This window comes from Ruegeria atlantica (assembly GCF_013033965.1).
Classification (GTDB): Bacteria; Pseudomonadota; Alphaproteobacteria; order Rhodobacterales; family Rhodobacteraceae; genus Ruegeria; species Ruegeria atlantica_D.
This window is the reverse complement of the sequence record NZ_WQFE01000010.1, coordinates 136,580-162,277: the sequence shown is the minus strand read 5'-3', so window position 1 is coordinate 162,277 and position 25,698 is coordinate 136,580. Positions and strand designations below refer to the sequence as shown.

The window sequence follows — 25,698 nt, the reverse complement described above, 5'->3', positions numbered from 1 at the left end:
TCCGTAGTGTCTGGGTAAGGCGGACTGACCGCCTTACCCATCCAGTCAGCTTGTCGAACGGGGGCCGTTTTGAACACTACCGTCTTTGCGCCGTGGGAAGATCCACAGGCGAAACCACTGATCCAATTTCAGAATGTGACAAAGCGTTTCGGTGGGTTTACGGCCATCGACAACCTGTCGCTGGATATCTTTGAAAAAGAGTTCTTTGCGTTGCTGGGTCCATCGGGCTGCGGCAAAACCACGATGATGCGTATGCTTGCGGGGTTTGAGAAACCGTCCGATGGCCACATCATGCTGGGCGGGCAGGACATTGATCCGATTCCGCCAAACAAACGGGCGGTGAACATGATGTTCCAGTCCTATGCCCTGTTTCCTCATCTAAGCATCTGGGAAAACATCGCCTTCGGTCTGCGCCGGGACAACATGCCCAAGCGGGACCTTGAAGACCGCGTTGAAGAGATGTTGCGCCTGACACGGCTGGAACAATTCGCCCGCCGCAAACCGCATCAGATTTCAGGTGGACAACGGCAGCGTGTGGCATTGGCACGGTCACTGGCCAAGGCGCCAAAACTTCTGTTGCTGGATGAACCCCTGGGCGCGCTGGACAAAAAGCTTCGTCAGGACACCCAGTTCGAGCTGATGGACATTCAGGAAAAGACCGGCACCACATTTGTGATTGTGACCCACGACCAGGAAGAGGCAATGACTGTTGCCAGCCGTGTCGCCGTGATGGATCAGGGCAAGCTGATGCAGGTGGCGACCCCCGATCGGATTTATGAGAACCCGAACTCAGTCTACGTTGCGGATTTTATCGGTGACGTGAACATTATCGAAGGCCGTGCAACCGCGAATGGGGATGAAACCTATCAGGTCGACTGGGCCGAAGGGCAATCGCCGCTTACTGCGACCTCCTCGACAGGCTTTACGAATGGGCAAAGCTGCCATCTGGCGATCCGGCCCGAGAAGGTGACAATCTCGGCCGACCGCCCAGCAGACGCGATCAATGCGGTTCAGGGCAAGGTGCATGACATTGCCTACCTGGGCAATCTGTCCACCTATCACGTCGAACTGGCAAATGGCACGATCATCAAGGCGCAATCGGCCAACACGCGCCGAATCTCGCGCCGATCGTTCACATGGGAAGACCCGGTCTGGCTGTCATGGACGGCCACGGCTGCGGTTTTGCTGGCGAACTGATGCGCCGCGCCCTTCTGATAGCCATCCCTTATGTCTGGCTGCTGGCCCTGTTTCTGGTGCCGTTCTTCATAGTACTGAAGATTTCGCTGTCCGACGTCGAACTGGCCATCCCGCCGTATACTCCGACACTGGACCTGTCGCAGGGCTGGGCCGGGATAACCGACTTTTTCAGCCAACTGGATTTCGAAAACTTCGTCTGGCTGACCGAGGATGACCTTTACTGGAAAGCCTACCTGTCCAGCGTCAAGATCGCGTTGATTTCAACTGTTCTGACTTTGCTGGTGGGATACCCGATTGCTTACGGCATGGCCCGCGCGCCAACGGAATGGCGTCCGACGCTGATGATGCTGGTAATCCTGCCATTCTGGACCTCTTTCCTGATCCGCGTTTATGCGTGGATGGGTATCCTCAGTAACGAAGGCTATCTGAACCAGATTCTGCTGTGGCTGGGCATCATCTCGACCCCGCTGACCATTCTGAATACCAATACGGCGGTCTATATCGGGATCGTCTACACCTATTTGCCCTTCATGATCCTGCCGATCTATTCGTCGTTAGAGCGCATGGATGAATCGCTAATCGAAGCAGCCGAAGATTTGGGATGTTCGCGTCTAAAGGCCTTCTGGTTGGTGACCATACCATTGTCACGCCCCGGCATCATTGCGGGGTGTTTTCTGGTGATGATCCCGGTGATTGGTGAGTTCGTGATCCCATCGCTGCTGGGTGGATCCGGCACACTGATGATCGGCAAGGTGTTGTGGGAGGAGTTCTTCTCGAACCGCGATTGGCCGGTTGCCAGCGCTGTTGCGGTGGTGCTGTTGCTGATCCTCGTGATCCCGATTGTGTTGTTCCAGCGCAACCAGCAGAAACAGACGGAGGCCGGGCAATGAACAGGCTAAGCTGGTTCAACACGGTGTCTTTGACACTGGGATTTGCCTTCCTCTACATCCCGATGGTCATCTTGATCATCTACAGCTTCAACGAAAGCAAGCTTGTCACAGTTTGGGCCGGGTTCTCGACCAAATGGTATGGAGAACTTGCCCAGAACGAGGCCTTTTTGAATGCGGCCTGGGTGACGATCCGGGTGGCTGTGTTCTCATCCACTTTGGCGACGATCCTAGGCACGGCAGCGGCTTATGTACTGGTTCGTGGCGGGCGGTTTTTCGGCAGGACATTGTTTTCCGGAATGATATATGCGCCGCTGGTGATGCCCGAAGTGATCACGGGCCTGTCGTTGCTGCTGCTATTTATTGGCATTGGCCTGGACCGGGGCATTCTGACAATTGTTCTTGCCCACACGACCTTTTCGATGTGCTTTGTATCGGTCGTCGTCTCCTCGCGCCTTGTGACCTTTGATAAATCGCTGGAGGAGGCTGCACTGGATCTGGGATGTTCGCCCGCGCAGGCATTTCGCCTTGTGACACTGCCGATCATTGCCCCGGCGGTCATCTCGGGATGGCTGTTGGCCTTTACCCTGTCGCTGGACGACCTGGTCATTGCGTCCTTTACCTCGGGCCCGTCGGCCACAACGCTGCCGATCAAGATATTCTCAGCTGTGCGTCTGGGCGTCAGCCCCGAGATCAACGCCTTGTCCACCATCATGATTGCGGTCGTTACAGTTGGCGTCATAGCTGCCTCATTGGTGACGAAACGCGCAATGGTGCGGCAAAAGCAGGATGAGCTTGCCGCTGCACGTACCGAATGAAACGCCTGTTTCCGGACTATACCTATGGCCCAGGTCCGCGTCAGAATTGTTGGTGGGACGAGACGATTTCAGCCCCGGATTGGTCGAGCCTGCAAGGTGACCTGACTGTCGATGTCGCCATTGTCGGTGGCGGCTTCACAGGGCTTTCGGCAGCACTGCATCTGGCTGAGGCGGGTGCGACCGTCGCGGTGCTCGAAGCCGTAACTCCGGGGTGGGGGGCTTCGGGTCGCAACGGCGGGTTTTGCTGTCTCGGAGGATCCAAATTAAGCCACAACGCTCTGGTCCGGAAGTTTGGGGCCGAGGCCGCGCAGTCCTACGAACAGGCGGAACAAGACGCCGTTCAGCTTGTGGCAGATTTGCTGGAGCAGCATGGGATCGACGCCGACACCCATTCGAAGGGGGAAACCCAACTTGCGCATTCGGCACGGGCGATGGACAAACTGCGGCGTAAGGCAGAGGGATCAGGCACTCTGCACGAACCCCACGACTTGCGGGGTTTAGGTTTGGGCGGTGCTTTTTTTGGTGGCTATACAAATCCGGTTGGGTTCGGACTTAACCCACGAAAGTACTTGTTTGGCTTGGCCAGCGCAGCCCAAGAGCGCGGCGTTCGGTTATTCCAGAGATCGCCGGTTGAGAACATCAGGAAAACAAGGGCTGGGTTTGATGTTCAGGCTGGATCAGGTCATGTCAGTGCCACGAATGTGCTGATATGCACGAACGGGTACTCTAGTGAGGATATGCCGCCGTGGCTATCGGGGCGATACTTACCCACTCAATCGACGGTCTTGGTGACCCGCCCTTTGACCGATGCTGAGTTGCAGGCGCAGGGATGGACTTCGAAGCAGATTTGTTATGACACCCGAAACCTGCTGCACTATTTCCGCCTGATGCCTGATCGGCGGTTCCTGTTCGGGATGCGCGGCGGATTGCGATCGTCCCCCCGGGCCGAAACTAGCATTCGTCGGACAATGCACTGGGACTTTCAGAGCATGTTTCCGCAATGGAAAGATGTGGATGTGACTCATACGTGGTCCGGAATGGTGTGCCTGTCGCGTAGTCTGACGCCTTATGTCGGGCCGGTTCCAGACCAGCCAGGAATGTTTGCCGCCTTTGCCTATCACGGAAACGGCGTCGCCATGGGGACGTATTGTGGCCGTGCCCTTGGTAGCGTGGTTTTGGACCGACAGACCGAGCTGCCTGCACCGATTGCTCAGCCGCCGGGTCGGTTTCCCCTTGGTTTCTGGCGACGCGCTTTGATGCCGCCCGCCTACGCGGCAATGGCAATCGCGGATCGGTTGTCACTCTAAAGAGCAGCGATTTCCATTTCGAGCGTTTGGGCATAATCTGCAGCGCCGTTTTCAATGCGCCACAAACAGTATGCGGTCATGCGCCATGCATACCACGGGCGTAACTCACGGTATCGAGCGACTGTTTCGGTGTTATCGTACGCGGCCAGAAACTGCTCTTCTTCTTTCCTACTCAATGGTGCACCCCGGTAAAGCCGCTGCATGGCGGGGGACAGGAACATCGCGATGTCCTCACACGGGTCGCCCAGGGCCGGGCACTGCCAGTCGATCAGCGTTAACCCGGTCGGTGCGACAAGGATGTTTCCGGCCACGGTATCGCCGTGGATCAGGCATGTCTTTTTAGTCGCGGGCACATAGCCCGCCGGGCGAAGTTGCGCGAGCCGTGCACGTGTATCAGAGGTGCAGGCGCTGAGAATTCGTTCGGCATGTTCCGCCAGATCCCGGCTGCCGTTGCAGCCGTTCGGCGCCTGAACCGAAACATCAAGCCTGTGCAGGTCGCGCAGCAACCGAGCGACACCCTCAGGTCCCTCTTGCCACGGTGCTCCCGGAGCGTGATCATAAAACACCCAATGGCCGGTATCATGCGTTCCTGTCGCGCGCAGCCGAGGCACAAATCCGGTCGACTCAAGGGCGCGCAAGCATTGCGCTTCGAGTTCGGGATCGTTGCGAAACAGCGGATTGCGCGGTGTTGCGCGGTACAGCTTCAGCACTTTGTCGCCGCTGCCGCCCAGCACTTTCCAGACCTGATTTGTGCGTCCCCCATACAAAGTCTGAAACTCTGCGCCGGGCTGAACAAGGCCTCGGGCGCACAGATCGTCAACCAGATCAGAAGGAGGGCGGGTCAGGGCGGGCAGGAGCTTTACCAGTGCAGTTAGCGAGTCGAATCTGCCAAGGTTTGAACTGTCCTGCCAAACATATCAAGTTCCGGATCTGACCCCGGTCACCGTGGCAGCGGCAACAATATGCCCACCTTCGAGCGTAAGTAGGATCTGATTGTCCGCAACCTGAGCTTCGACGACCTGGCCATAGACCTCTGCCTGCTGTGTCGACAGCAACGTGTCGCCGTCATAGCTTTCCAGCGTGGCAGAGTAACTTCCCGCCGCGACCGGCTGTCCATCGCTTCCTTGACCAGCCCATTCTGTTTTCTGGTCGGTTGTAGACACTGTTATGCGATCGACAACAGCACCTTCATTGTCGCGGATGACCATGATCGCCTTATCAGCCTCTGGTGCGGGCGTTGCAAACAGTGTCACAGGCGCGCCCTCATACTGAAAAGCCGATGGTGCGCGCACGTCCATCCCGATCCACTTGCCAAGCTTGTCCAGATTTGCACCGCCCAGAGCCTGACCAAGTGTCGCCAAAAGATCATTCGTCTGAACCTGTTGTTCAACCATCGAAAACTGCGCCAGCTGTGAGGCGTACTCCGAAGCGTCCAAGGGTTTTAAGGGGTCCTGATTCTGGGCCTGCACGGTCAGCATTTTCAGAAATGTCTCGAAGTCTGACGCCAGGCCTGTATTCTTTGGCACATCTGCATTTTGTGTTGGGACAGATGGTTGGGCGTTTGGTTGGGTCGGGGTAATCAAAGTCACAACCTCATGTCGATGCGGCCAATGGGGCCGGTTTTGGGATTGGGTGACGCGTTTACAGCAGGTTCGGCGCGCTGCGTTGTCTCAGCTGGTGCCTCCTTCTGATGCTCGGAGTGGTTTTGCTCGGTGTTCGCGGAGGTCCCAAGGTCAAAAGAAAGATCCCCCAGACCAAAATTTCTGAATTCTTCCTCCAAAACCGCCAAATGACGCCGCATCATGTCCAGGGTTTCCGGACGTTCAGCGGAAATTGTCAGATGCAGCCCGTCGTCACGACCGTTCAACGTGATGGACACACGCCCCAGCTCTTCGGGACTCAACGCGATTTCAATAGCACCGGATTTCGGCTGAGCGGTGATGACGGTGGCCATTTGCCCGGCAATCGCGCGTGCCGTCTCGGCCCGCGCTGTCTGTGCCATGATTTGCGTAGAAGTTACCGGATCCCGGCCCGTCGAAACGGGCGAATCTGCCCTGAGGGGGTGAACGTCTTCCACCTCGTGAAATGCTGGCGCATCAGCCTGAGCACCGGTTTTTTCCGGCGAGAACAACTGCAATTGGGCGATGCTTGGCGCGCGATCCGGGTTGGTCGTTTGCTGAGGCGCAAGATAGCTTATCGGCGGATGTTGCGTTTCACGCTGGCGCCGCGCTGGATGAACGGTCCGGTCTGCGGTCTCTTTTCGGGATACGCCCACAGGTTGCAACGCAAAAGTCGCAAGGTCCGCCTTTACCCGCGCAGCTATTGGTTGTGACGCAGGGCTCAAATCCGCGCTGTGCCGGAAATCCGGGGTGACTTTGCGCGAATCATAGGCGCCTGCATCCAGTCTATCGACCGTGTTGGCCTGGCCGGTTTGCTCGGTTTCAGGCACTTTCGGACTGCGCGCGTCGGGTAACGCAGCTGACATGGGTGTTTCGGCGGGATCGCGTTTTATGCCCATTTCAAGACGCGTGTCCAGAAGTTGTGCCCGCTCACTCTGTTTGGGATCGGCGGGCACTTCTGAATCTTCAAGCAAGACAGCCTCATCCGTTTCAACGTCGATATCCGGTTCTGGTTCAGCACCTGTAAGAGCGGCTGCCTCTTCCTTGTTCTCACCTTTGTGTTGATTGAGCACGGCCTCAAACGTTGTGCCGCTTTCATCCCCCTGCTCGGGATTGATCCCATTGGGTTTGGCGGCTGCGGTCGGCGAGGATGTCATCACTGAAAGAGGGTTGGGCATTTTGCTCCGGCTCCGTTTGTGTGACCGGAAACCTGCCTGCAGGAAGTTACGTTTTTTTTAACTGCTTTCGCTTTTGATCGAAAAAGTTCGATGCAATTTTTTGGAGAAAGCAATGAAGGTTTCCCCGCCTCTCTCGCCATCTCACCCCCCCGCCTATTCCCAGAAATTGCGGGAGGCGGCGATAGAACTAGAGGCCGCGTTTCTGAGTGAGATGCTGAAATCGGCCGGGCTGGGCAAAGCGCGCCAATCCTTTGGTGGCGGTGCGGGCGAAGATCAGTTTGCCTCGTTTCTGGTTCAGCATCAGGCCCGTGCGCTGGCCAGATCCGGTGGCGTTGGCCTTTCTGAAATCCTGTTCCAATCCATGATGGAGAAAACCGATGCCAAAGACGCCTGAAACCGACCTTATAAAAACACTCGAAGACGTTCTTGAGCTTGAGCGAAACGCGCTGGTGCAGGGCGATCTGGATCGTCTGCATCATACGGCTCCGGAAAAGGAAAAGCTGATCGGAGCGATCAATGATCTTGGTGTTTTTGACAGTGATGAACTGATCCGCCTGCAGAAAAAGGTCGAGCGAAATCAAGAGTTGCTGAACAGCGCCGCCGAGGGGATTCGCGCTGTTGCCAACCGCATGGCCGAGTTGCGGCGCGTGCGGCAGGAATTCAGCACCTATGGTGCGGACGGGCAGCGCAGCGAATTCGCCGTCCGCCATCAGGCCAAGCTGGAAAAACGGGCATAGGTACAGGTTTGATTCAAATCCGAGGTTTCTGACCTTCGCGCTTTAGCACTCCGTTAGGGGATCGACGTCAAAGGTGTTCGGGCACCTGGACAAATCAGGTGGCGCGAACAGCCCGACGGCGGATCGCACCGATCAGAAAGACGTCAAAGCCCGCACCAGTGGCGGGGTGAGCATGGGCGCAAAGGGCCCGAACGGAAAAGGAAGAAAGCTAATGTCCAGCATTCTGACAAACAATGGCGCCATGGTTGCGCTGCAAACCCTCAAGTCGGTCAACAAGGATCTTGGGGCAACGCGGAACGCGATTTCGACCGGTAAAGACGTTGCGACTGCGAAAGACAACTCGGCCGTCTGGGCGATTTCCAAGGTCATGGAATCGGATGTCAAAGGCTTTAACGCGATCAAGGACAGCCTGGCCCTGGGTGAATCCACCGTAGCGGTTGCACGCAACGCGTCCGAAACGGTCACCGATTTGCTGTCTCAGATGAAAAGCAAGATCGTTGCAGCACAGGAAGACAACGTAGATCGCGACAAGATCAACGACGATGTGACCGCGTTAAAGGGCCAGATCAACTCGGTTGTGAACGCCGCACAATTCAACGGCCTCAACCTGGTTAACGGCTCGGCGGGGTCCGCTTCGATCCTGGCGTCTCTTGACCGGGACAACTCTGGCAACGTGACCGCGTCGTCTATCACTGTTGCTGGACAGGACCTTTCTACCGGCGGGTACACGGCGGCTCAGGTCTTTGACGGGTCGACCGGGTCTTCCACCGGCAACGACCGCGTTGGTGCGACGATTGACAACGGCACAACCTCGGCAACTGCGCTGGTAACGGATGAATCCAGTGGTGCGTTTGCTGCAGGTGACAAGGTTGTGCTGGCGATCGATGATCAGGTCGTATCCTACACGGTTTCCGCAACGGATGCTGCGGCCTCCACGACCGGTGATATCGTTGCAGTTGGGTTGAAGGCGAAAATTGATGAACTTGGTATCACGGGTCTGACTGTTGATTATGACTCGGGCACTGCGGGCACCTTGTCCGTTGCCAATGCCACCGGCACGGACATTTCGTTCTCGGCTCAGTATGTGAACGCGGGTTCAGGTGGTCTTGGCGCATTGACCGGCATTGATGTTTCAACCGGTGCAGGTGCTACGGCCGCGTTGGCCACAATCGAGACTCTGATCGACACATCGATCGATGCATCGGCGGCCTTTGGTTCTTCGCAAGGTCGGATCGAAACGCAGAAGGAGTTCATTTCGAACCTGGCGGACTCGTTCAAATCCGGTATCGGGTCGTTGGTCGATGCGGATATGGAAGAAACCTCGGCACGTCTGCAGGCGCTTCAGGTTCAGCAACAGCTGGCAACCCAGTCGCTGTCGATCGCAAATCAGGCACCGCAGTCGATTCTGTCACTGTTCCGCTAAGTTCAGGAACATGGTTGGGGCGCGGCAACGCGCCCCGATACTGACCGCCAAGTGGCAGATTACTGGAAGGATTTTACGTGACCCCGCAAGCCCTCGCACAACGAGCATATGCACAGACCGCCGCGCCAACGCGCACCCCGCGCGATACGGAGTACGAAGCGATTTCGAAAATCACGCGCAGGCTCAAGGCCGCCGCGGCCCGCCAAAAATCAGATTTTGGTGCGTTTGTGCAGGCTTTGCATGAAAACAGGCGACTGTGGACCGTTCTGGCCAGTGGCGTCACGGACTCTGACAATGCGCTGCCAAATGATTTGCGTGCGCGGATATTCTATCTGGCGGAATTCACCGAACAACACAGTAGCCAGGTATTGGGGAACAAAGCCTCGGTTGAGCCATTGTTGGAGATCAACATGGCGGTTCTGCGCGGTCTTCGCCAAATGGGGGCTTCCTGATGGCCGGGTTGGTTTTGAAATTGGCGCCGAAAGAACGGGTTTTGATCAACGGTGTAGTCGTAGAAAATGGAGACCGCCGTAGTCGGTTTTCGATCATGACACCTGAGGCGAATGTACTGCGCCTGCGGGATGCGATCCACCCGGACCAGGTGAACACTCCGGTTCGACGTGTCTGCTATGCTGCTCAGCTGGTGCTGTCTGGAGATATGGAACCCGATCAGGCACGCCAACAGTTGTTGCGGCGCGTCGAAGAGCTGAGTCAGGTCTTTACCGACGCCGACAGTCGTCGGGTTCTGTCCGAGGCAACGCAAGCGCTTCTGGATCAGCAGTTTTACAAATGCCTTAAAGCCTTGCGCGCGTTGCTGCCCCGCGAAGAGCGCCTGATGGCCTACCAGTAATGACGTTCCAGCCGGTCATACCTTCGGGCGGCATTGTCGGCTGGCGATTCGTCCAGCGTACATATGACGCGCAGATCGACAGTTTTTCATCTTCTTCTGTCAACAAAAGGGACAGTGACTATTTTTTAGAGAACATCAAAAAGGTCAAAACTGCAGAGGATCTGGTGTCCGACCGCCGACTTTTGCAAGTAGCGCTGGGCGCTTTTGGGTTGGAGGCCGACCTGGATAACCGTTATTTCATCCAGAAAATCCTGTCTGACGGGACCAAGGCCCAGGATGCTTTATCCAACCGTCTGTCCGACAAAAGATATCGTCAGTTTTCCGAGGCGTTTGGACTGGGGCCGGGTGAGGTGCGCAAAACCGGGCTGATCACCAATATGGAAGAGATCGCCCGCGATAACGTCGTGTCGCGTTTTGAGATCGCTGTGGGCGAATCCGATGAGACGATGCGTATCGCCTTGTACGCACAGCATGCGCTGGGTGATCTGGCGGAAAAACCGGGCAGCATAGATACCAAGTGGTTCGATTTGATGAGCCTGCCACCGTTGCGGCGCATGATGGAAACGGCTCTTGGCTTACCGTCCAGTTTTGGCCAGTTGAATATCGACAAACAATTGGAAGTGTTCAAAGACAGATTGTCAGGCGTGACCGGGTCCGATGACCTGGCCCAGTTCAAGGATGAGGCCGCAGTAGAACGGCTGACGGATCAGTTCCTTGCCCGCAGCCAGATCGCCCAGCTTGAAAGCGTGATTTCCCCGGCGCAGACCGCGCTGATCTTGCTTGGCGCATGAAGCGCAGATCGTCCTTGAACCGCGGCCAACATTCAATCGGAAACACCGATTGCGGGCGCGATGGATCATCCGCATTGATGGCTGAAATCAAGCGTTCAGAACGGCATCCGCAGCAGTTCTAAGAGCATATGACTCGACCGGTTTGGACACGTTGTGGAGTTTGACGTCGCCCAATGGCAAAGCGTTGGCGCAGGCCGGAACAATATCGGAGGACACGACGATCCTGTGGTTTCTGGTTTTTCCGTATTCACCCAGACGCGCGGCGATATTTGCGGCTTGTCCGATCACGGTAAAGTCCAGCCGCTCGCGCGAGCCGACATTGCCGTAGGTTACACGCCCATAGGCAACGCCGATGGAGCAATCGCAATGCGCATCAGAGCCTGATTGACGCAGTTCTCCCAGCTTTTCGACGATATTGATGGCGCTGCGCTGGGCATTTTCGCGGGCGGCTTTGGAATCCTCGCCTGCCGGAAACACGGCAAGAACAGCGTCGCCGATGAATTTCAGAACCTCGCCGCCGTTTTCATGTACGATGCCTGAAACGGTTTCGAAAAAGTCATTCAGAAGATTGATATAGGCGGTGCGACCCAGTTGCTCTTCCAGACTGGTCGAATTGCGCAGGTCGCAGAACATGATGGCCGCATCAATTTCATCCCCGTCACCACGCCGAATCTCACCGCCAAGTACGCGCGCGCCCGAGCGTTTGCCGACATAGGTTTCCAGCAGGACCTGAGCATTCTCACGCTGCATGAAAACTTCATAATAGCGTGCTATGACCAGCGAGCATTCGAACACCAGCCCAAGGTTTTCCGTCGTGAAACCATCCGGGTGATCGCAGGTCAGGGTCAGAACATTGGTGCGGCCATCCGAGAACGGCAACGGCATGGCGACATAGTCGGTCGCCCCTTTTTCCCGAAGGTCCTGCATGATCGGAAAGCTGTTTTCCGGGTTTTCCACGTTCAGCCGCTGACGCACACCGCCGAGACCGTTCGACACATGGCGCAGCGGGCTGTTGATATAGGCCGGATGGTCGTGGATCTCGTAAGTGGGAACATTGGTCGAGATTTCGGCCTCACCCTTTTCCCAGATATAGTGCTTGCCCGCGATCAGCGGATGCAGGGACCAGGTCAGGATGCTGAGGCGTTGAATCGCGATGCCGTGTTCCAGCATTTTCTCGGCTAACGCCTTGGTAAAGGCTTCGGGCGTTTCGTTTGCAGAGGCTCCGCGCATAAGCCAATCGATCAATGGACCGCTGATATTGCCGTCATCGGGTTCCCGCAGGTGGTTGTCACCCAAATCGATCCGGGAATAAGCACTGGGCAAAAATCCGATATGCCCCTGAATGGCCGCGCTTTCGGGAAGGGCTTCTTCATAGGCCCAAACTGAATTGGCGAGGCGTTCGCCGCCAAGGATGACGTCGTGATACGTCGCGGTGCCCTTGAAGGGGCAAAAGGTCTGCAACTCAGTCTCGTCGCTGAGATCAACCAACACATCTTCGCGCGGGATATAGATCGTCGGCGGCAGGCGCGTTTCGTACATGACTTTTGCGTTGCTGCTTTGGGCTAACAAAGTCTGGTCCCGATAGATCGCGATTTTGCCGTTCAACCGTTCGACCGAGATCCCATAGCCTTTTTGTCTTGCTGTGGCGTGGACGTTCATCATCATCCTCCCTGGCACGGGTCCTTATAGGATGGGCCTTGGACGACGATTTTCCAAGAGGGGGTCTCGGCATTTTTACCGCGCGATAGCTGTGGACCGGTCTTGTTTAGACCATCTGGATCACGTCTTTCTCGATCGACAGCATATAGCCTTTTTTGGCGATGTTCTTGACCAGCAACTCGCTGACCATCTGATTCCCCAATGCATCACGCAACCGTTTGATCCGCGTCGCACCGGCCGCCTCATCGCAATCGGCGGTGCTTTTGCCCGAGATCATCGCCTCGATCTGAACACCGGACAGAACCTCATCATCTAGTCGAGACTCAGCCAAGACGGACAATGTCTCCATCGCTGCGGGGGTCAGTTTGAAATCCATATTGTTCAAATAAACAGTGTTTTCCTCGCGACTGATCAGCAAGGATGTCACTTGAATACCAGTTCGTTCAATTTGCGCCATCCGGCGATTCAGCATCACCAGCATCACCAGAAACACCAGGGCCGTCACAAGCATGGCGCTGGCAAAGACAAGCAATACAAATATCACCATACGATAGCTGGACAGCGTATCGGCAAAGGCTGTGCCAGACTGGGCCAAAATCTCCAGCAGTCGGATTTCTGTCTGTGAGGTCAGGTCGCTTTCGACAAACAGTCGTTCAACACGCGCGTTAAAGGCGTTGGCGTCTGGCAGCGTCCAGAACAAAAAGACAGCGGCCGTGACAAGGATCAGCACGATCGCCGCGATGCCCGCACCGACCAGTCTTGTTCCTGACCGTCTGGCTTCAGTAACGGAGATAGAATTGTCCGGCATTGGCCTTCCTTTTATCCAATCCTTCAGGCCCAAAGACGGACATGACATTCAACAAGGTCCAGCCCGACGCACTGAGGCGTTGCGAGACTTCTTGTTGGGCCTGGCCCTTATCGCAGGCCGAAACCTGCATCACGCCATAATGCAGCCGCAGGGGGTTGTCCTGCTTGGCCTTGTAGTCCGCATAGCACTCTGCCGACGCGGCGGTACCAAGCGATATCAGGGCCGCAACGGCCAGAGAAGAGAGGATCGGTTTCATAGGCTGCATCCTGCGCATGGGTTTGCACGATATTCAATAACCTAAGGGGTTTGAGGGGCGTGATATCGGATAACAACCGCCCGTTATTGCTTGTCTGAAGGGGGCGGACCCAGTGTTGGGGCATCACGTTTGCGGTCTGTGCCGGATCGCCCCGAAACACCAAGAAGGACACGCATCATGCACCGGAAATTCATCGCTTTTATTGTCGCTACTGCCATTACCATCACCGGCGTTTCAGCCTCGCAGGCGCGGGCTGCGGATGCCAAAGACATCCTTGGCGGGCTTGCTGCCATCGCGATTATCGGCGCCGGGGTTCATTACTATAACAAGGAAAAGCGTAAGAACCGGTCCACGCGTCATCAGACCTACACGCCCCAGCCGTACGTCGCGCAGCCCAGCTACCCGGTGCGCCCGCTGCCGCAACATGTTGCGCGGTATGACCTGCCGCAGCAATGTTTGCGCACGTACAACGCCTATTCGAACAATCACCCGCTTCTGGCGCCAAAATGCCTCAAGAAGCACTACAAACATGCCAATAGCCTGCCGCAAGAGTGCAAGGTCGGTTTCTGGAATGGCAATAAGGTGAAGCGGGCATATGAACCCGCATGCCTGCGCCAGAAGGGATACCGCGTCGTTTACAAGTAACTACTTTCGAGCAGGAGCGGTGCCACAGAAGCACCGCGCAGGAGAGGGTGGCGCAGGCCACCCTCTCTTTTTTGTCTTGCGGCGAGGCGCGAAACGCGGTTTTCGGTTGTTATGACAACGCCAGATTATTCGATTGAACAGGCGGCAGTGGCGCAAGGATATGTACGCATTGCCGGTGTAGATGAGGTGGGCCGTGGACCGTTGGCCGGGCCTGTGGTGGCCGCCGCGGTCATCCTGAACCCCGAAGATATTCCCGAAGGGCTGAATGACTCAAAAAAGCTGACGGCCAAACGGCGCGTTGCAATGGACGCTGCCGTTCGCGACCGGGCCGAATTCGCCATAGCCGAGGCTTCGGTTGCCGAGATAGACGAACACAACATCTTGCGTGCCTCGCATCTGGCGATGGAACGCGCGGTTGCTGCCCTTGATCCTCCGCCGGACTATCTGTTGATTGACGGAAACATGATCCCTCGCGGTTTGACGATCCCGGCCCAAGCGGTTGTTAAAGGCGATGCGCATTCGGTGTCGATTGCGGCGGCTTCGATCATTGCCAAAAACTGGCGCGATCAACTGATGGTGGATTTGGCGCAACAGCATCCCGGTTATGGATGGGAGAAGAACGCAGGCTATCCGTCGAAACAACACAGAGAAGCACTGCAAAATCTCGGTGTGACCCCACATCATAGGCGTTCGTTCAAGCCGGTACACAATATCTTGTATCAAGAGTAAATCGTAAGCCGCTGATTCAAAAAAGAAATTGACGGCGAATCGTCTTTGACTCATCCTTGTCTCAACCAAATGAGCGCAAAAGCGCCGTGGAACTTGAGGCAGAGATATGACAACGACCAAGACAAAGGGCGCAACCGCGCTCCCTTTAAACACGATTCTATCCGGGGACTGCATCGATGTGATGAACAGTCTGCCTGCGGAATCGGTTGACCTGATTTTCGCGGATCCCCCGTACAATCTGCAACTCAAAGGCCAGTTGCATCGCCCCGATAACAGCCAGGTGGATGCGGTCGATGATCACTGGGACCAATTCTCAAGCTTTGGCGTTTATGACCAGTTTACCCGCGATTGGCTGAAGGCGGCGCATCGTCTGCTCAAACCGAATGGCGCGATTTGGGTGATTGGGTCTTACCACAACATCTTCCGTGTCGGCACCGCCCTGCAGGACGCGGGTTATTGGATCCTGAACGACGTCGTTTGGCGCAAATCGAACCCGATGCCGAATTTCCGCGGCAAGCGATTCACCAATGCGCATGAGACGATGATCTGGGCATCCAAACGCGAAGGTGCCAAATACACATTCAACTACGAAGCACTGAAGGCGCTGAACGAAGGCGTGCAGATGCGCAGCGACTGGGTGCTGCCGATCTGCACCGGGCATGAACGTCTGAAGGACGAAAACGGCGACAAGGCTCATCCGACGCAAAAACCGGAATCGTTGTTGCATCGCGTGCTGATTGGATCGACCAATCCGGGCGACGTCGTGCTGGATCCGTTTTTTGGCACAGGCACAACCGGTGCTGTCGCCAAGATGCTGGGCCGTGAATTCATCGGCATCGAACGTGAGGAAAGCTATCGCAAAGTCGCCGAAAAGCGCATCTCGAAGGTGCGCAAGTTCGACCGCGAAGCGCTGGAAGTCAGCGCCAGCAAACGTGCTGAACCGCGTGTGCCCTTTGGCCAGTTGGTGGAACGCGGCATGCTGCGCCCGGGTGAAGAGCTGTATTCCATGAACCAGCGCCACAAAGCCAAGGTGCGGGCAGATGGCACGCTTGTGGGTGATAATGTCAAAGGCTCGATCCATCAGGTCGGCGCGCATCTGGAAAACGCCCCTTCATGCAACGGCTGGACCTACTGGTGCTTCAAACGCGATGGCAAGACCGTGCCGATTGATATCCTGCGTCAGCAGATCCGGGCCGAGATGCACAACTGATTTAAGAACACCGCCGGTGCCTGTGGCCTGACACAAGGCACTAAGCCTTGCCCCGCCGATTTCGGCGGGGTCTTTTGTTTAATTCTCCATTCAGTTCCGGTATCAGATTCCGTGTCCTGCTGCGCACGGAAGGAGCCTCGGCCATGTCGGATACCACAGCCAGCGAATCCCGATTTGAGCGGTTCTTTGTGACCAGACCGGATGAATACGATCTGGACAACAAATACACCGAGGCCGCGCTGGAACGGCACAAGCGCGAAGGGCTGGAGTTGGCCGTGCGCGCGCGTTGGGTCGCGATGGGGCTGACCGGCATTTTGCTGATCTACCTGAACCCCAATTGGGACGTTCTTTGGTACCATTTCATCCTGTTGTTGATCTGCGCCAATGGCTGGCTGATCCGGCGCGCTGGTCGCGTGGGCCAGTCGAGGGTTGAGCTTCTTTTGATCTTTGTCGATTTGCTGATCATGACTTTGGGGATGATCGTGCCCAACCCGTTCAGCGATGATGTGCGGCCACTGGCCATGCAGTATCGGTTCGACAACTTCCAGTATTTCTTCATCATTCTGGCCGCAGGAACATTGGCCTATTCTTGGCGGACAGTCGTGGCCATCGGGTCGTGGACGGTGATGATGTGGACCGTGGGCTGGGTGATCGCATGGTGGGTAGCGACGCCGATCCCCGGTATCAGCGAGCGTGTCGCAGAGGCCTTGGCGGGCTACCCGGATATCGTCGAAATGTTGAACCCGAACAGCTTTATGCCCGAACTGCGTATTCAGCAGGTCATTGTTTTCATGATGGTTGCCGTCACGCTTGGTATTTCAATGCGTAGGCTCAATCGGTTGTTGATGACGAATGCCGGGCTCGAGAGGGAACGCGCAAACCTGTCGCGATACTTCTCGCCAAACGTCGTGGACGAACTCAGTCAAAATGATGAACCGCTAAAACAGGTTCGCAAGGAAAACATCGCCGTTTTGTTCATCGACATCGTGGGATTTACCAAATTCGCTGCCGGGCGCGACCCCTATGAAGTCATCGAAGTTCTGCGCGGCTTTCACGCCAGAATGGAAACCGAAGTGTTCCGCCATCATGGCACTTTGGACAAATATCTAGGGGACGGCCTGATGGCCACTTTCGGGACGCCAGTGACGACACCCTTGGATGCAAGCAACGCGGTAGCCTGCGCGCGTGATATGGTGGATGTGATCGATCGCTGGAACCTGGAGCGGCGGCGGGCAGGCGAGCCGGAAATCCGCGTGGGAATCGGTGTTCACTTTGGATCGGTGGTTTTGGGAGACATCGGAGCGAACCGACTGGAATTCGCGGTCATCGGGGATGCGGTGAATGTCTCTGCCAAGCTCGAGGCGCTGACACGCGATCTTGGTGTGCGTGTGGTTCTGAGTGATGCGGTCCGCGCGCAGGTGATACAGGAAGGTAACAATGTCACCGACCTGACCGCAGGTTTTGTGAAGCATGAAGATCAGCCGGTCCGTGGCATGCAGGGCACTATGGATATTTGGGTGAGGTAGGACAGGACGCTCCCGCCGATCTGCCGCGCATCAAAGATGCACGCCAATCCGTTGGGCCGGGCAGCGCGCGGGCGCGCGCTGCGGTCAGGATCGCGGCAATGGGTTGAGCGACTTGTTATAGGGAGCCCAGTCGGTGACTTCTGGATAGTACTGACGCCGCCATGCCCGAACGCGCGGGTTCATGACGCGACGCCAAAGTGGCGGCATCATCGCAGCAACCGTCATCACCGGATAGCCATAGGGAAGTTGCGGGGCCGCGTCTTCCGAGTGGTGCTGCAGCAAGGGAAATCGCCGGTTGGGCTTGTAGTGGTGGTCGGAATGGCGTTGCAGGTTGATCAGCAGCCAGTTCGACACTTTTTGCGAGGCATTCCAGGAATGGCGAGGCTGGACGTGTTCGTACTTGCCCTCGCCCAGATGTTTCCGGGTCAGGCCGTAATGTTCGACATAATTTACTAATTCCAGCTGCCATATGGCGACGCCAGCCTGTATCAGGAACAGGGCAACGCCTGACCATCCTCCCGCCCCGAAAGCCAATGCCAGCATGCCTGCCTGAAGCGCCCAGTAGCGCCAGAACGGGTTCGCCGGGTCGGTCCACGGGCGTTGCTTGCGGGCCAGTTTGTCCCGCTCCGCGCGGAATGCAGACATGAGGCACTGCCACAGAACGCGCGGGTAGAAGCGGTGAAATCCTTCATTGTACCGCGCTGTGACCGGATCGCGTGGCGTACCGACATAGCGGTGGTGAACCAGCAGGTGCTCTGACCGGAAGTGAGAATATAACACCATGGCCAGTAGAATATCACCCAGCCAACGTTCCAATCGCCCTTTCTGGTGCATCAGTTCATGGCTGTAGTTGATTCCGATGGTGCCCGAGATTACGCCCATGCCGAAGAACAGACCGACCTTGGTCAGCGAAGACAGGTGATCTGTGTGCGTGGCATACCAAATCAGTCCAAATAGCGTGAAAAACTGCACCGGGGCCCATGCCTTGGTCAGCAGGATATACCATTTCAAACCGCCGTCGGACGTGTCAGGGTCGGCGTTTTCAAGGTTCAGACCCGTTAATCGGTCCAGAACCGCAAAGGCCCACCAGGTCGACAGGGGCACCAGCAAAACCCACCAACCACCGGCAAAGGCAGTTAGCCAAATGACAGGGATCAGCAGGAAGGACACCCAGTACGGTAGGGCCGCTTGCCAGCGTGACAGACTGTCTGATGCGATCATCTTTACGCTCCGAACAACTGGGGGCAGATTAGACCCGGCACGCAGTGCCGCACAATGGGTTACGTAGAGCGCCAGAGGTCATACGCCTTGCGCATTACGGTAGGCAGGTCACTAGGGCGAAACTTGTGTTTTTCAATGACGATCAGATCGTCAAACGACTTGTCGGCAGGCAGGGTGGCCGTCCAGATGCGCAGGATCAAGTGGAAGTGGGTAAAGGTGTGGCGCACCTCACCAGATAAAAGCAGCCAGTCCGTTGCGAAGGGCGGGGCTTCAATCGGAGCGTCAGACCACTCGGACCCCGGCCAACCCAGCATCCCGCCCAGCAGTCCCCTGTCGGGGCGGCGTTCAAGCAGCAAAGCTCCGTCGCTGCCTTGGGCAATATAGACATGGCCGTATCGGGTGGGTTTGGGCTTTTTCGGGGTCTTGCGCGGCAACTCGGCCTGCGTTCCCTCCAGGCGTGCCGCGCAAGGTTCACGTACGGGGCAGATGCCACATGCCGGAGACTTCGGCGTACAGATCGTAGCCCCCAAATCCATGACCGCCTGAGCGTAGTCACCGGGCCGTGCGGCAGGTGTCAGCGCGGCGGCCTTGTTTTTCAACAGCGGCTTCGATCCCGGCAGCGGGTCGTGAATGTCGTAAAGGCGCGCCATCACCCGTTCGACATTGCCATCCAATACGGTCGCGGGGCGATCAAATGCAATGGCCGAGATCGCGGCGGCAGTATACGGGCCGATTCCCGGTAGTTTTAGCAACGTGTCATAGGTGTCGGGGAACTGACCGCCGTAATCGTCAGCCACGACCCGAGCACATTTCAGCAGGTTTCGGGCGCGCGCATAGTACCCCAGACCAGCCCACTCGCCCATCACCTGATCATCCGGGGCGGCGGCCAGGGCCTGAACCGTTGGCCAGCGGGTTGTGAACCGCATGAAATAGTCGCGCACGGCTGCAACTGTGGTCTGCTGCAGCATGACCTCTGACAGCCAGACGCGGTACGGTTCGGACAATACACCATCAGCCCTATCAGCAGGGCTCACCCTCCATGGCATCTCGCGGGCATGGTGGTCATACCAGTCCAGCAAGGCGCTGCTCACGTCGAATTCACCGGTGTCACGCAAGTTTTATCTATCTCCCTGTCGGGTTTCGCTGGCGCCCGTTGTCCTGCCCTTTACAATAGTAGCGCAGGAGTTGGAAACCAGATGCAGCGCAGACGTTCTTCGACCCGCGGGTTCAAACGCACCGCGACATTGCTGAACGACCAGATCAGGCGCGCCGGTGAGAGCCGGGGCTTTGCCGTATCACGTCTGTTGACCCATTGGTCCGAGATTGTGGGACAGGATATGGCCGCTATCGCGCGACCTGTAAATGTCGGTTACGGCAAGGGTGGGATCGGTGCCACGCTGACGGTTCTGACCACCGGACCGCAGGCCCCGATGCTGGAGATGCAGAAGGAACAACTGCGCGGCAAGGTGAACGCGGTTTATGGCTATAACGCTATCAGCCGGGTGCGCATCACCCAGACCGCTCCGACAGGATTTGCCGAGGGGCAGGCCAGTTTCGACCACAAGCCGAAACAAGCGAAACCCAAGATCGAACCGGAAATTGCAGCCGAGGCAGACCGTGCTGCGCAGGATGTTCACGATGGTGACTTGCGCGCAGCCCTTGAACGTCTGGGCCGTAACGTTTTATCCAAGCAAAAACGCTGAGAAAGGGCTGAGAAATGAGCCGTATTGCAACCGGAATTTGTGCGGCTGTCGCCGTGGCCGCTGGCGGTTATTGGCTGTCGCTGTCAAATTCCAACCCCGCCTATCCGCTGATCAGCAGCGCCGAGGCGCAAGAGGCCGATCTGGACACGTCCACCATCGTCGAGATGACACTGGGCGCCGAAGACGCACCGGTCGAGATCATTGAGTATGCATCCTACACCTGCCCGCATTGTGCGAATTTCCACACGGGGCCGTATAAGCAGCTCAAGAAGGATTTCATCGACACTGGCAAAGTGAAGTTCATCTATCGCGAGGTCTACTTCGACCGCTATGGGCTGTGGGCCTCGATGGTGGCCCGCTGTGGCGGACCCGAGAAGTTCTTTGGCATCTCCGATCTGATCTACGAAGGCCAGTCCGAATGGACCAAAGCCGGTGGCCCGGCAGAAATCGTGGATGAGCTGCGCAAGATCGGACGTTTGGCCGGTATCGACAATGATCAGCTAGAAGCCTGCCTTCAGGACGGCACCCGGGCGCAGACGTTGGTGGCCTGGTATCAGGAAAACGCCGAACGTGACGGCATACAGGCGACCCCGTCCTTCATCGTGAATGGCAAGCCGGTCGAAAATCAGTCCTACGAAGGCTTCAAGAAGCTGATCGAAGACGAATTGGGCAGCTAATTGCAGTTTGGGACCGGCTCGACGAGGGCCGGTCCTATTTCGGCGAAGGGGCGATTTGCAGCAACATCTGCTTCACCTTGTCCGCCTCATCTATTTTCAGACGAACCGGAAGAGTGATGACCTTGCTGCGAAACGCAGCAGGCAGGCGGACGGCGTCTTTTTCCGTGGTCACCATTTGCGCGCCCAGCAAGCGCGCTTCGTTTTCCAGACGGGTCATCAGAGCAGGTGTAAGCGGCTGATGATCGTCAAGCGCCTCGGCCCGCAGCAAGGTCGCGCCTTGTTGGCGCAGAGTGGCAAAGAACTTTTCAGGGTGGCCGATTCCCGCAAAGGCAAGAACTTGAGTATCGCTCCAATCCATGCCTGTTTGCAGCGGCTCAACCGCACCGGTCGCATGGGGTGTGGTCAGTTTCTGCCCCCATCGATCAGCGAATTCGGTTTGGGCATCAGCGTCGCCGAGGGACAATACCAGATCAGCACGATGTAACCCGATTTCCACCGGCTCCCGTAGGGGACCAGCCGGCAGGCACAGACCATTTCCGAACCCTCGCGCCGCGTCTACGACAATGACCGAGAAATCCTTGGCAACTGAGGGGTTCTGAAACCCGTCATCCAGAACGATGACCGTTGCCCCGGCGTCCGCAGCCGCCTTAGCGCCAGCGGCGCGGTCCTTGGCGACCCAGACATCGGCAAAGGCGGCCAGCAGCAGGGGCTCATCCCCCAACTGCGCTGAAGTATGCTTGCCGGGGTCTACACGCACAGGCCCTTCAAGCGAGCCACCATGGCCGCGAGTAACCACATGCGTCTCGTGCCATGCATCGCGCAATTGCTCGATCATCCAGATCACGGTTGGGGTCTTGCCGGTGCCGCCCGCGTTCAGATTTCCGATGCAAATAACTGGGATCCCCGGCTTCATACCAGAACCCGACGCAACCCGGCGGGCCGTGGCGCCGGCATAGATCCGACCAAGCGGTGCCAATAGCCGTGCGCGCAGATCCAGTTGATCTGGTGCGGTATTCCAGAAATCAGGTGCTCGCATCGTCTGCACTCCGCTGGTCCAGATAGTCCTGTATCAGATCGATCAGGTGATCCGCTTGCGGGGCACCCTCGGTTACGATTTCCCATCCGGCCAGCGCCATATTGGCGGCCTGATCCGGTGCCAGCAGCTCGACCACCGCGTCACCCAGCTCGGTGGCGGATCTGACGGTGCGTGCGGCCCCCGCGCGGTCGAGTTGATCGTATAGCTGCTGTTGGCTGTGCACAAATGGGCCGTGTATCACGGCAGAGCCCAGCGCCGTGGCGATAAGTGGATCCGTTCCTCCGGCACCACGCTCCAGAGAGCTGCCCATGAAGGTCACGGGCGATACCCGCTGCCAAAGACCCAGATCCTCGGGCACGGCGGACAAGATTACCTGAGTCATGTCCTCGACCGTCCCGCTTTCGTCCCAGTTGGTGCAGCGCAGGTCCATCGCCTCAAGCCGCCGATGCAACGGTCCGGCTTCGGTAATGTCGGCCACGTGCAGGACCAAAGCCAGACGCGGCAGCATGCGCATTGCCTGTCTATGGGCGCTAAGGACTGAAATGAACTCCTTGTCCTGAACCCATGCCGCCAACCAGACAGGGCGGCCAGACAGCGCATGATTCACTTCGATCAGTTCATCCTCGGGCCAGGGGCGCGGGTTTGGGCTGACGTGAAGGGGTGGAGCCTCTTTCACCTTGTTCGAAGAGATGCCAAGTCGCCGAATTTGACGAGCGATTTCAGGTGACGTGCACAAGATCGTCTGAAAACAGTCAATCGTGTATCGGGTGATGTCAGGCAGCCAACGGCCGCCCCGTGCGATTTTCACGTCCGCCTGCGCTTCGATCAGCATCAGGGGAATCCCGCGTTCTTCGGCGCGCGTGATCACGTTGGGCATCAGGCCGCCGCCAACCCAAATTCCGATGTCCGGCCGCCAATGGTCCAGAAACGCGCGGGCGGCACCGGTTTGTTCGGTGGGCAGGTTAACCAGAGGGTATCCGCTGCTGGCCCAGCGGGTCAGATCGGCATTGGGCGGCGCGGTCAGTACCACGGACAGGTTTGGCCGGGCTTGCTGCAGCCGCTGGCAAAAATCGACAATGGCGCGGTGTCGTTCCCACGCACTGATGTGCAGCCACAAAACCTCACCTTCGGGGCGCGCAACATCGCCGTTGCTGGCGGTATTCTGCATACCCCAGGACAGCACGCGATAGGCGGCAAGGCTTAATGAGCGGGGCTTGCTCATGGTGCGATTCCAGGGCTTTCCGGTTCGAGTTGTTCCGACAGTAGACCAAAAACACCTGAACCCGCAGCAATCACACCGTTCAAACGTGGATGTGCGTTGTTGAACCGCAGGGGCTGCCCAGCTCGGTCCGAACACATGCCACTGGCTTCGCGAATGATCAGATCACCGGCGGCGATGTCCCATTCCCAACTGGGCCTAAGCGTCATCATCCCGTCAAATCGTCCCTGCGCGACAAGGGCCATACGATAGGCCAGCGATGGCCTGTAATTCCGTTTGAACTCGGGCACCTGCCCCTGACGCCAGTGCCGAGGCTGCAGGTTTGGTTTCGCGGCCAGAACCTCGGCGCTGTCCAGCACGCCGCGTTCGCTGACTTGGATCGTTTCTCCGTTCAGTGTGGCACCTTGATCTATGGCCGCCGCATAGAGCAGGTCGCGCAACGGCAGGTAAATCACGGCCGCCTTGACCTCGCCCTGCTCGGCGATAGCAAGAGAATGCGCCCAAGTCCGCGATCCTTCGGCAAAGCTGCGGGTGCCGTCAATCGGATCAATGATGAAAACGTGGTCTTTCGACAGTCGGTCGGCTGAATCCTCGGTTTCCTCGCTAAGCCAGCCATACCCCGGACGCGCCGCAGGCAGCATTTGCTCGAGCATGGCGTTAACGGCCAGATCAGCTTCGGTCACGGGGCCGGCACCGTCGGGTTTGTCCCAGCGTTGCGCCGTGGTCCCCGAAAACCGTGTGGCGATCTTTCCGGCCTCTAATGCGGCGTCAATCAGCAGTTGCAGGTCAGTTGCCGGCAAGTGTCATTCCTTCGATCAGGATCGATGGCACCACACGGGACAAATACGTGCGTGCGTCATTTGCCGGTATAATCCGTTTCAGCATGTCACGCAGATTGCCTGCGATCGTGCATTCGTTGACCGGATAGGTGATCTCTCCGTTTTCGACCCAAAAGCCTGACGCTCCGCGTGAGTAGTCGCCCGTATTGGGGTTGATCGTCGAACCAATCATCGAAGTTACCAACAGGCCGGTTCCCATGTCACGAAGCAAGTCGTCCCGGCTGTGCGTGCCCGGGGTCAGGCTGAGGTTCCAGTTGCTTGGTGACGGAGGACCCGACACGCCGCGGGCCGCATTACCGGTTGAGTTCATGCCCAGTTTTCGCGCGCTGGACAAATCCAGCGTCCACCCGGTTAGAACCCCGTCTTCAATGATTGCCCTTTGTTGTGTCGGCAAACCTTCGGCGTCAAACGGGCGCGAACCCGAGATGCGCGGGCGATGAGGATCTTCGATCAGTGACAGGTGTTCGGGCAGCACCTGCTCACCCAGATTGTCCTTCAGCCATGACGCGCCACGCGCAATTGCTGCGCCGTTGCTGGCGGCCAGCAAATGACCGATCAGCGAAGATGAGATCCGCTCGTCAAACAGAACCGGGAATGTACCTGTCGCGGGCTTTTGTGCCCCAATCAGCGCAACGGCGCGTTCGCCTGCCGTGCAGCCAATCTCGGCAGGGCTGCGCAGGTCACTTTGGAACGTACGGCTGTCACCATCGTAATCCCGCTCCATCCCCGTGCCTTCACCCGAGATGGCCACGCAGGAGGTCGAGCGGCTGCTGCGGGAATATCCCCCGGAAAAGCCATTTGTGGCAGCCAGATGCACGCGATGGGTGCCATAAGCGGCGGCGGCATCCGAAACTTGCGATACGCCCTTCACCGCCAAAGCAGCGGCTTCGGCGGTCAGAGCATCCTGCATCAGCGCCTCGGCCGATGGCTCGGGCGTCGGGTCAAATTGTTCCAGCGCCGCGATATCCCAGTCTTTTGCAAGCTGGTCGGGCGTGGCCAGCCCGGTAAAGGGATCTTCCGGCGCTTCGCTTGCCATGGCCACTGCTCGCTCGGCCATCGCCTTCAGTGTTTCGGGTCGGCTGTCAGAACTTGAAACGATTGCCTGCCGCTTGCCCAGAAACACACGCAACCCCAGATCGGCACCTTCGGATCGTTCGGCGTTTTCCAACGCGCCATTGCGGACCTCAACGGATACCGAAGAGCCATCCAGAACGATTGCATCCGCCGCTTCGGCCCCGGCCTTGCGGGCCGCGTCCAGCAGGTCATGGCTGATTTCTTCGGGTGTTCGGGTCATGAGGCCTCCGGTCTGTGTGCATTCGACCTAGCCTTGGACTGCCGGTCTCGCAAGGCCTGCAGCTATTTT

28 protein-coding genes are annotated in these 25,698 nt (G+C 57.6%); 16 read left to right on the top strand and 12 right to left on the bottom strand.

Annotation, left to right across the window (positions count from 1 at the left end):
• The first annotated feature begins 69 nt into the window (after positions 1-69).
• Genes GOW16_RS17320 through GOW16_RS17305 form a run of 4 tightly spaced genes read left to right on the top strand, consistent with a single transcriptional unit; the run spans position 70 to position 4,209 of the window.
• Positions 70-1,197, top strand: a complete 1,128-nt coding sequence (locus GOW16_RS17320; protein WP_170417309.1) for an ABC transporter ATP-binding protein — start codon at positions 70-72, stop codon at positions 1,195-1,197.
• On the top strand, positions 1,197-2,087 hold the full coding sequence (locus GOW16_RS17315) for an ABC transporter permease subunit (protein ID WP_170417306.1): 891 nt from the start codon (positions 1,197-1,199) through the stop codon (positions 2,085-2,087). The genes GOW16_RS17320 and GOW16_RS17315 overlap by 1 nt, the downstream gene beginning before the upstream one ends.
• Positions 2,084-2,902, top strand: coding sequence for an ABC transporter permease (locus tag GOW16_RS17310; protein WP_170417303.1), 819 nt, complete (start codon positions 2,084-2,086; stop codon positions 2,900-2,902). The genes GOW16_RS17315 and GOW16_RS17310 overlap by 4 nt, the downstream gene beginning before the upstream one ends.
• Positions 2,899-4,209 carry an NAD(P)/FAD-dependent oxidoreductase gene (locus GOW16_RS17305; protein ID WP_170417301.1) on the top strand — a complete coding sequence of 437 codons (1,311 nt, stop codon included), beginning with the start codon at positions 2,899-2,901 and terminating at the stop codon, positions 4,207-4,209. The genes GOW16_RS17310 and GOW16_RS17305 overlap by 4 nt, the downstream gene beginning before the upstream one ends.
• Here GOW16_RS17305 and GOW16_RS17300 read toward each other — a convergent pair.
• The 3 genes from GOW16_RS17300 to fliK all read right to left on the bottom strand — a co-directional run bounded on the left by GOW16_RS17300 (position 4,206) and on the right by fliK (position 7,006).
• Complete coding sequence (locus GOW16_RS17300; protein ID WP_170417298.1) at positions 4,206-4,976, bottom strand: phosphotransferase family protein; 771 nt, start codon at positions 4,974-4,976, stop codon at positions 4,206-4,208. The two genes, GOW16_RS17305 and GOW16_RS17300, sit on opposite strands and share 4 nt — an antisense overlap.
• Before the next feature lie 150 nt (positions 4,977-5,126).
• Complete coding sequence (locus GOW16_RS17295) at positions 5,127-5,735, bottom strand: flagellar hook capping FlgD N-terminal domain-containing protein (RefSeq protein WP_438826274.1); 609 nt, start codon at positions 5,733-5,735, stop codon at positions 5,127-5,129.
• Between the two features lie 59 nt (positions 5,736-5,794).
• Complete coding sequence (fliK, locus tag GOW16_RS17290; protein ID WP_170417295.1) at positions 5,795-7,006, bottom strand: flagellar hook-length control protein FliK; 1,212 nt, start codon at positions 7,004-7,006, stop codon at positions 5,795-5,797.
• Positions 7,007-7,118: 112 nt separating this feature from the next.
• Here fliK and GOW16_RS17285 point away from each other — a divergent pair, with 112 nt between their 5' ends.
• From GOW16_RS17285 to GOW16_RS17260, 6 genes are all read left to right on the top strand, one after another.
• The gene (locus GOW16_RS17285; protein ID WP_170417292.1) at positions 7,119-7,400 is read left to right on the top strand and encodes a rod-binding protein; all 282 of its coding nucleotides are present in this window, start codon (positions 7,119-7,121) and stop codon (positions 7,398-7,400) included.
• Complete coding sequence (locus tag GOW16_RS17280; protein ID WP_170417289.1) at positions 7,384-7,743, top strand: flagellar biosynthesis protein FlgN; 360 nt, start codon at positions 7,384-7,386, stop codon at positions 7,741-7,743. The genes GOW16_RS17285 and GOW16_RS17280 overlap by 17 nt, the downstream gene beginning before the upstream one ends.
• A 211-nt stretch (positions 7,744-7,954) precedes the next feature.
• Positions 7,955-9,166: a flagellin gene (locus GOW16_RS17275; RefSeq protein WP_170417286.1), complete on the top strand. Its 1,212-nt coding sequence runs from the start codon at positions 7,955-7,957 to the stop codon at positions 9,164-9,166.
• Between the two features lie 77 nt (positions 9,167-9,243).
• Positions 9,244-9,618, top strand: coding sequence for a flagellar biosynthesis regulator FlaF (gene flaF / locus GOW16_RS17270; RefSeq protein WP_170417283.1), 375 nt, complete (start codon positions 9,244-9,246; stop codon positions 9,616-9,618).
• The gene (gene flbT, locus GOW16_RS17265; RefSeq protein ID WP_109310643.1) at positions 9,618-10,016 is read left to right on the top strand and encodes a flagellar biosynthesis repressor FlbT; all 399 of its coding nucleotides are present in this window, start codon (positions 9,618-9,620) and stop codon (positions 10,014-10,016) included. Before flaF ends, flbT begins: the two co-directional genes overlap by 1 nt.
• Positions 10,016-10,807 (top strand): DUF1217 domain-containing protein, encoded by a 792-nt coding sequence (locus GOW16_RS17260; RefSeq protein ID WP_170417280.1) that lies wholly within the window; start codon positions 10,016-10,018, stop codon positions 10,805-10,807. The genes flbT and GOW16_RS17260 overlap by 1 nt, the downstream gene beginning before the upstream one ends.
• 87 nt (positions 10,808-10,894) lie before the next feature.
• On the opposite strand, the gene GOW16_RS17255 is transcribed toward GOW16_RS17260, so the two are convergent.
• From GOW16_RS17255 to GOW16_RS17245, 3 genes are all read right to left on the bottom strand, one after another.
• On the bottom strand, positions 10,895-12,466 hold the full coding sequence (locus tag GOW16_RS17255) for a DUF427 domain-containing protein (protein ID WP_170417277.1): 1,572 nt from the start codon (positions 12,464-12,466) through the stop codon (positions 10,895-10,897).
• 106 nt (positions 12,467-12,572) lie between these two features.
• Entirely contained in the window at positions 12,573-13,274 is a 702-nt protein-coding gene (locus GOW16_RS17250; RefSeq protein WP_170417274.1) for a winged helix-turn-helix domain-containing protein, read from the bottom strand.
• Positions 13,246-13,530 carry a hypothetical protein gene (locus GOW16_RS17245; RefSeq protein WP_170417271.1) on the bottom strand — a complete coding sequence of 95 codons (285 nt, stop codon included), beginning with the start codon at positions 13,528-13,530 and terminating at the stop codon, positions 13,246-13,248. Before GOW16_RS17245 ends, GOW16_RS17250 begins: the two co-directional genes overlap by 29 nt.
• A gap of 177 nt (positions 13,531-13,707) precedes the next feature.
• On the opposite strand from GOW16_RS17245, the gene GOW16_RS17240 reads away from it, so the two are divergent.
• From GOW16_RS17240 to GOW16_RS17225, 4 genes are all read left to right on the top strand, one after another.
• On the top strand, positions 13,708-14,175 hold the full coding sequence (locus tag GOW16_RS17240) for a hypothetical protein (RefSeq protein WP_170417268.1): 468 nt from the start codon (positions 13,708-13,710) through the stop codon (positions 14,173-14,175).
• 111 nt (positions 14,176-14,286) lie between these two features.
• Positions 14,287-14,904 carry a ribonuclease HII gene (locus GOW16_RS17235; RefSeq protein WP_170417266.1) on the top strand — a complete coding sequence of 206 codons (618 nt, stop codon included), beginning with the start codon at positions 14,287-14,289 and terminating at the stop codon, positions 14,902-14,904.
• 106 nt (positions 14,905-15,010) lie between these two features.
• Positions 15,011-16,114 carry a site-specific DNA-methyltransferase gene (locus GOW16_RS17230; RefSeq protein ID WP_170417263.1) on the top strand — a complete coding sequence of 368 codons (1,104 nt, stop codon included), beginning with the start codon at positions 15,011-15,013 and terminating at the stop codon, positions 16,112-16,114.
• 143 nt (positions 16,115-16,257) lie between these two features.
• Positions 16,258-17,640 carry an adenylate/guanylate cyclase domain-containing protein gene (locus tag GOW16_RS17225; RefSeq protein WP_170417260.1) on the top strand — a complete coding sequence of 461 codons (1,383 nt, stop codon included), beginning with the start codon at positions 16,258-16,260 and terminating at the stop codon, positions 17,638-17,640.
• An 84-nt stretch (positions 17,641-17,724) separates the two neighbouring features.
• Here the strand turns inward: GOW16_RS17225 and GOW16_RS17220 are convergent, their stop codons facing one another.
• Positions 17,725-18,861, bottom strand: coding sequence for an alkane 1-monooxygenase (locus GOW16_RS17220; RefSeq protein WP_170417257.1), 1,137 nt, complete (start codon positions 18,859-18,861; stop codon positions 17,725-17,727).
• Between the two features lie 59 nt (positions 18,862-18,920).
• Positions 18,921-19,976: an A/G-specific adenine glycosylase gene (gene mutY / locus GOW16_RS17215; RefSeq protein ID WP_170417254.1), complete on the bottom strand. Its 1,056-nt coding sequence runs from the start codon at positions 19,974-19,976 to the stop codon at positions 18,921-18,923.
• Positions 19,977-20,057: 81 nt separating this feature from the next.
• Between mutY and GOW16_RS17210 the strand changes: the two genes are divergently transcribed.
• Together GOW16_RS17210 and GOW16_RS17205 are read left to right on the top strand one after the other, a co-directional pair.
• The gene (locus GOW16_RS17210; protein WP_170417251.1) at positions 20,058-20,564 is read left to right on the top strand and encodes a DUF721 domain-containing protein; all 507 of its coding nucleotides are present in this window, start codon (positions 20,058-20,060) and stop codon (positions 20,562-20,564) included.
• Between the two features lie 14 nt (positions 20,565-20,578).
• Positions 20,579-21,241, top strand: a complete 663-nt coding sequence (locus GOW16_RS17205; RefSeq protein ID WP_170417248.1) for a DsbA family protein — start codon at positions 20,579-20,581, stop codon at positions 21,239-21,241.
• A gap of 34 nt (positions 21,242-21,275) precedes the next feature.
• On the opposite strand, the gene lpxK is transcribed toward GOW16_RS17205, so the two are convergent.
• Genes lpxK through GOW16_RS17185 form a run of 4 tightly spaced genes read right to left on the bottom strand, consistent with a single transcriptional unit; the run spans position 21,276 to position 25,629 of the window.
• Positions 21,276-22,277, bottom strand: coding sequence for a tetraacyldisaccharide 4'-kinase (gene lpxK, locus GOW16_RS17200; protein ID WP_170417245.1), 1,002 nt, complete (start codon positions 22,275-22,277; stop codon positions 21,276-21,278).
• Positions 22,264-23,499, bottom strand: coding sequence for a 3-deoxy-D-manno-octulosonic acid transferase (locus GOW16_RS17195; RefSeq protein ID WP_170417243.1), 1,236 nt, complete (start codon positions 23,497-23,499; stop codon positions 22,264-22,266). Before GOW16_RS17195 ends, lpxK begins: the two co-directional genes overlap by 14 nt.
• Entirely contained in the window at positions 23,496-24,296 is an 801-nt protein-coding gene (locus tag GOW16_RS17190) for a 3'(2'),5'-bisphosphate nucleotidase CysQ (RefSeq protein ID WP_170417241.1), read from the bottom strand. Before GOW16_RS17190 ends, GOW16_RS17195 begins: the two co-directional genes overlap by 4 nt.
• Positions 24,283-25,629 carry a TldD/PmbA family protein gene (locus GOW16_RS17185; protein WP_170417239.1) on the bottom strand — a complete coding sequence of 449 codons (1,347 nt, stop codon included), beginning with the start codon at positions 25,627-25,629 and terminating at the stop codon, positions 24,283-24,285. Before GOW16_RS17185 ends, GOW16_RS17190 begins: the two co-directional genes overlap by 14 nt.
• Between the last annotated feature and the right edge of the window lie 69 nt (positions 25,630-25,698).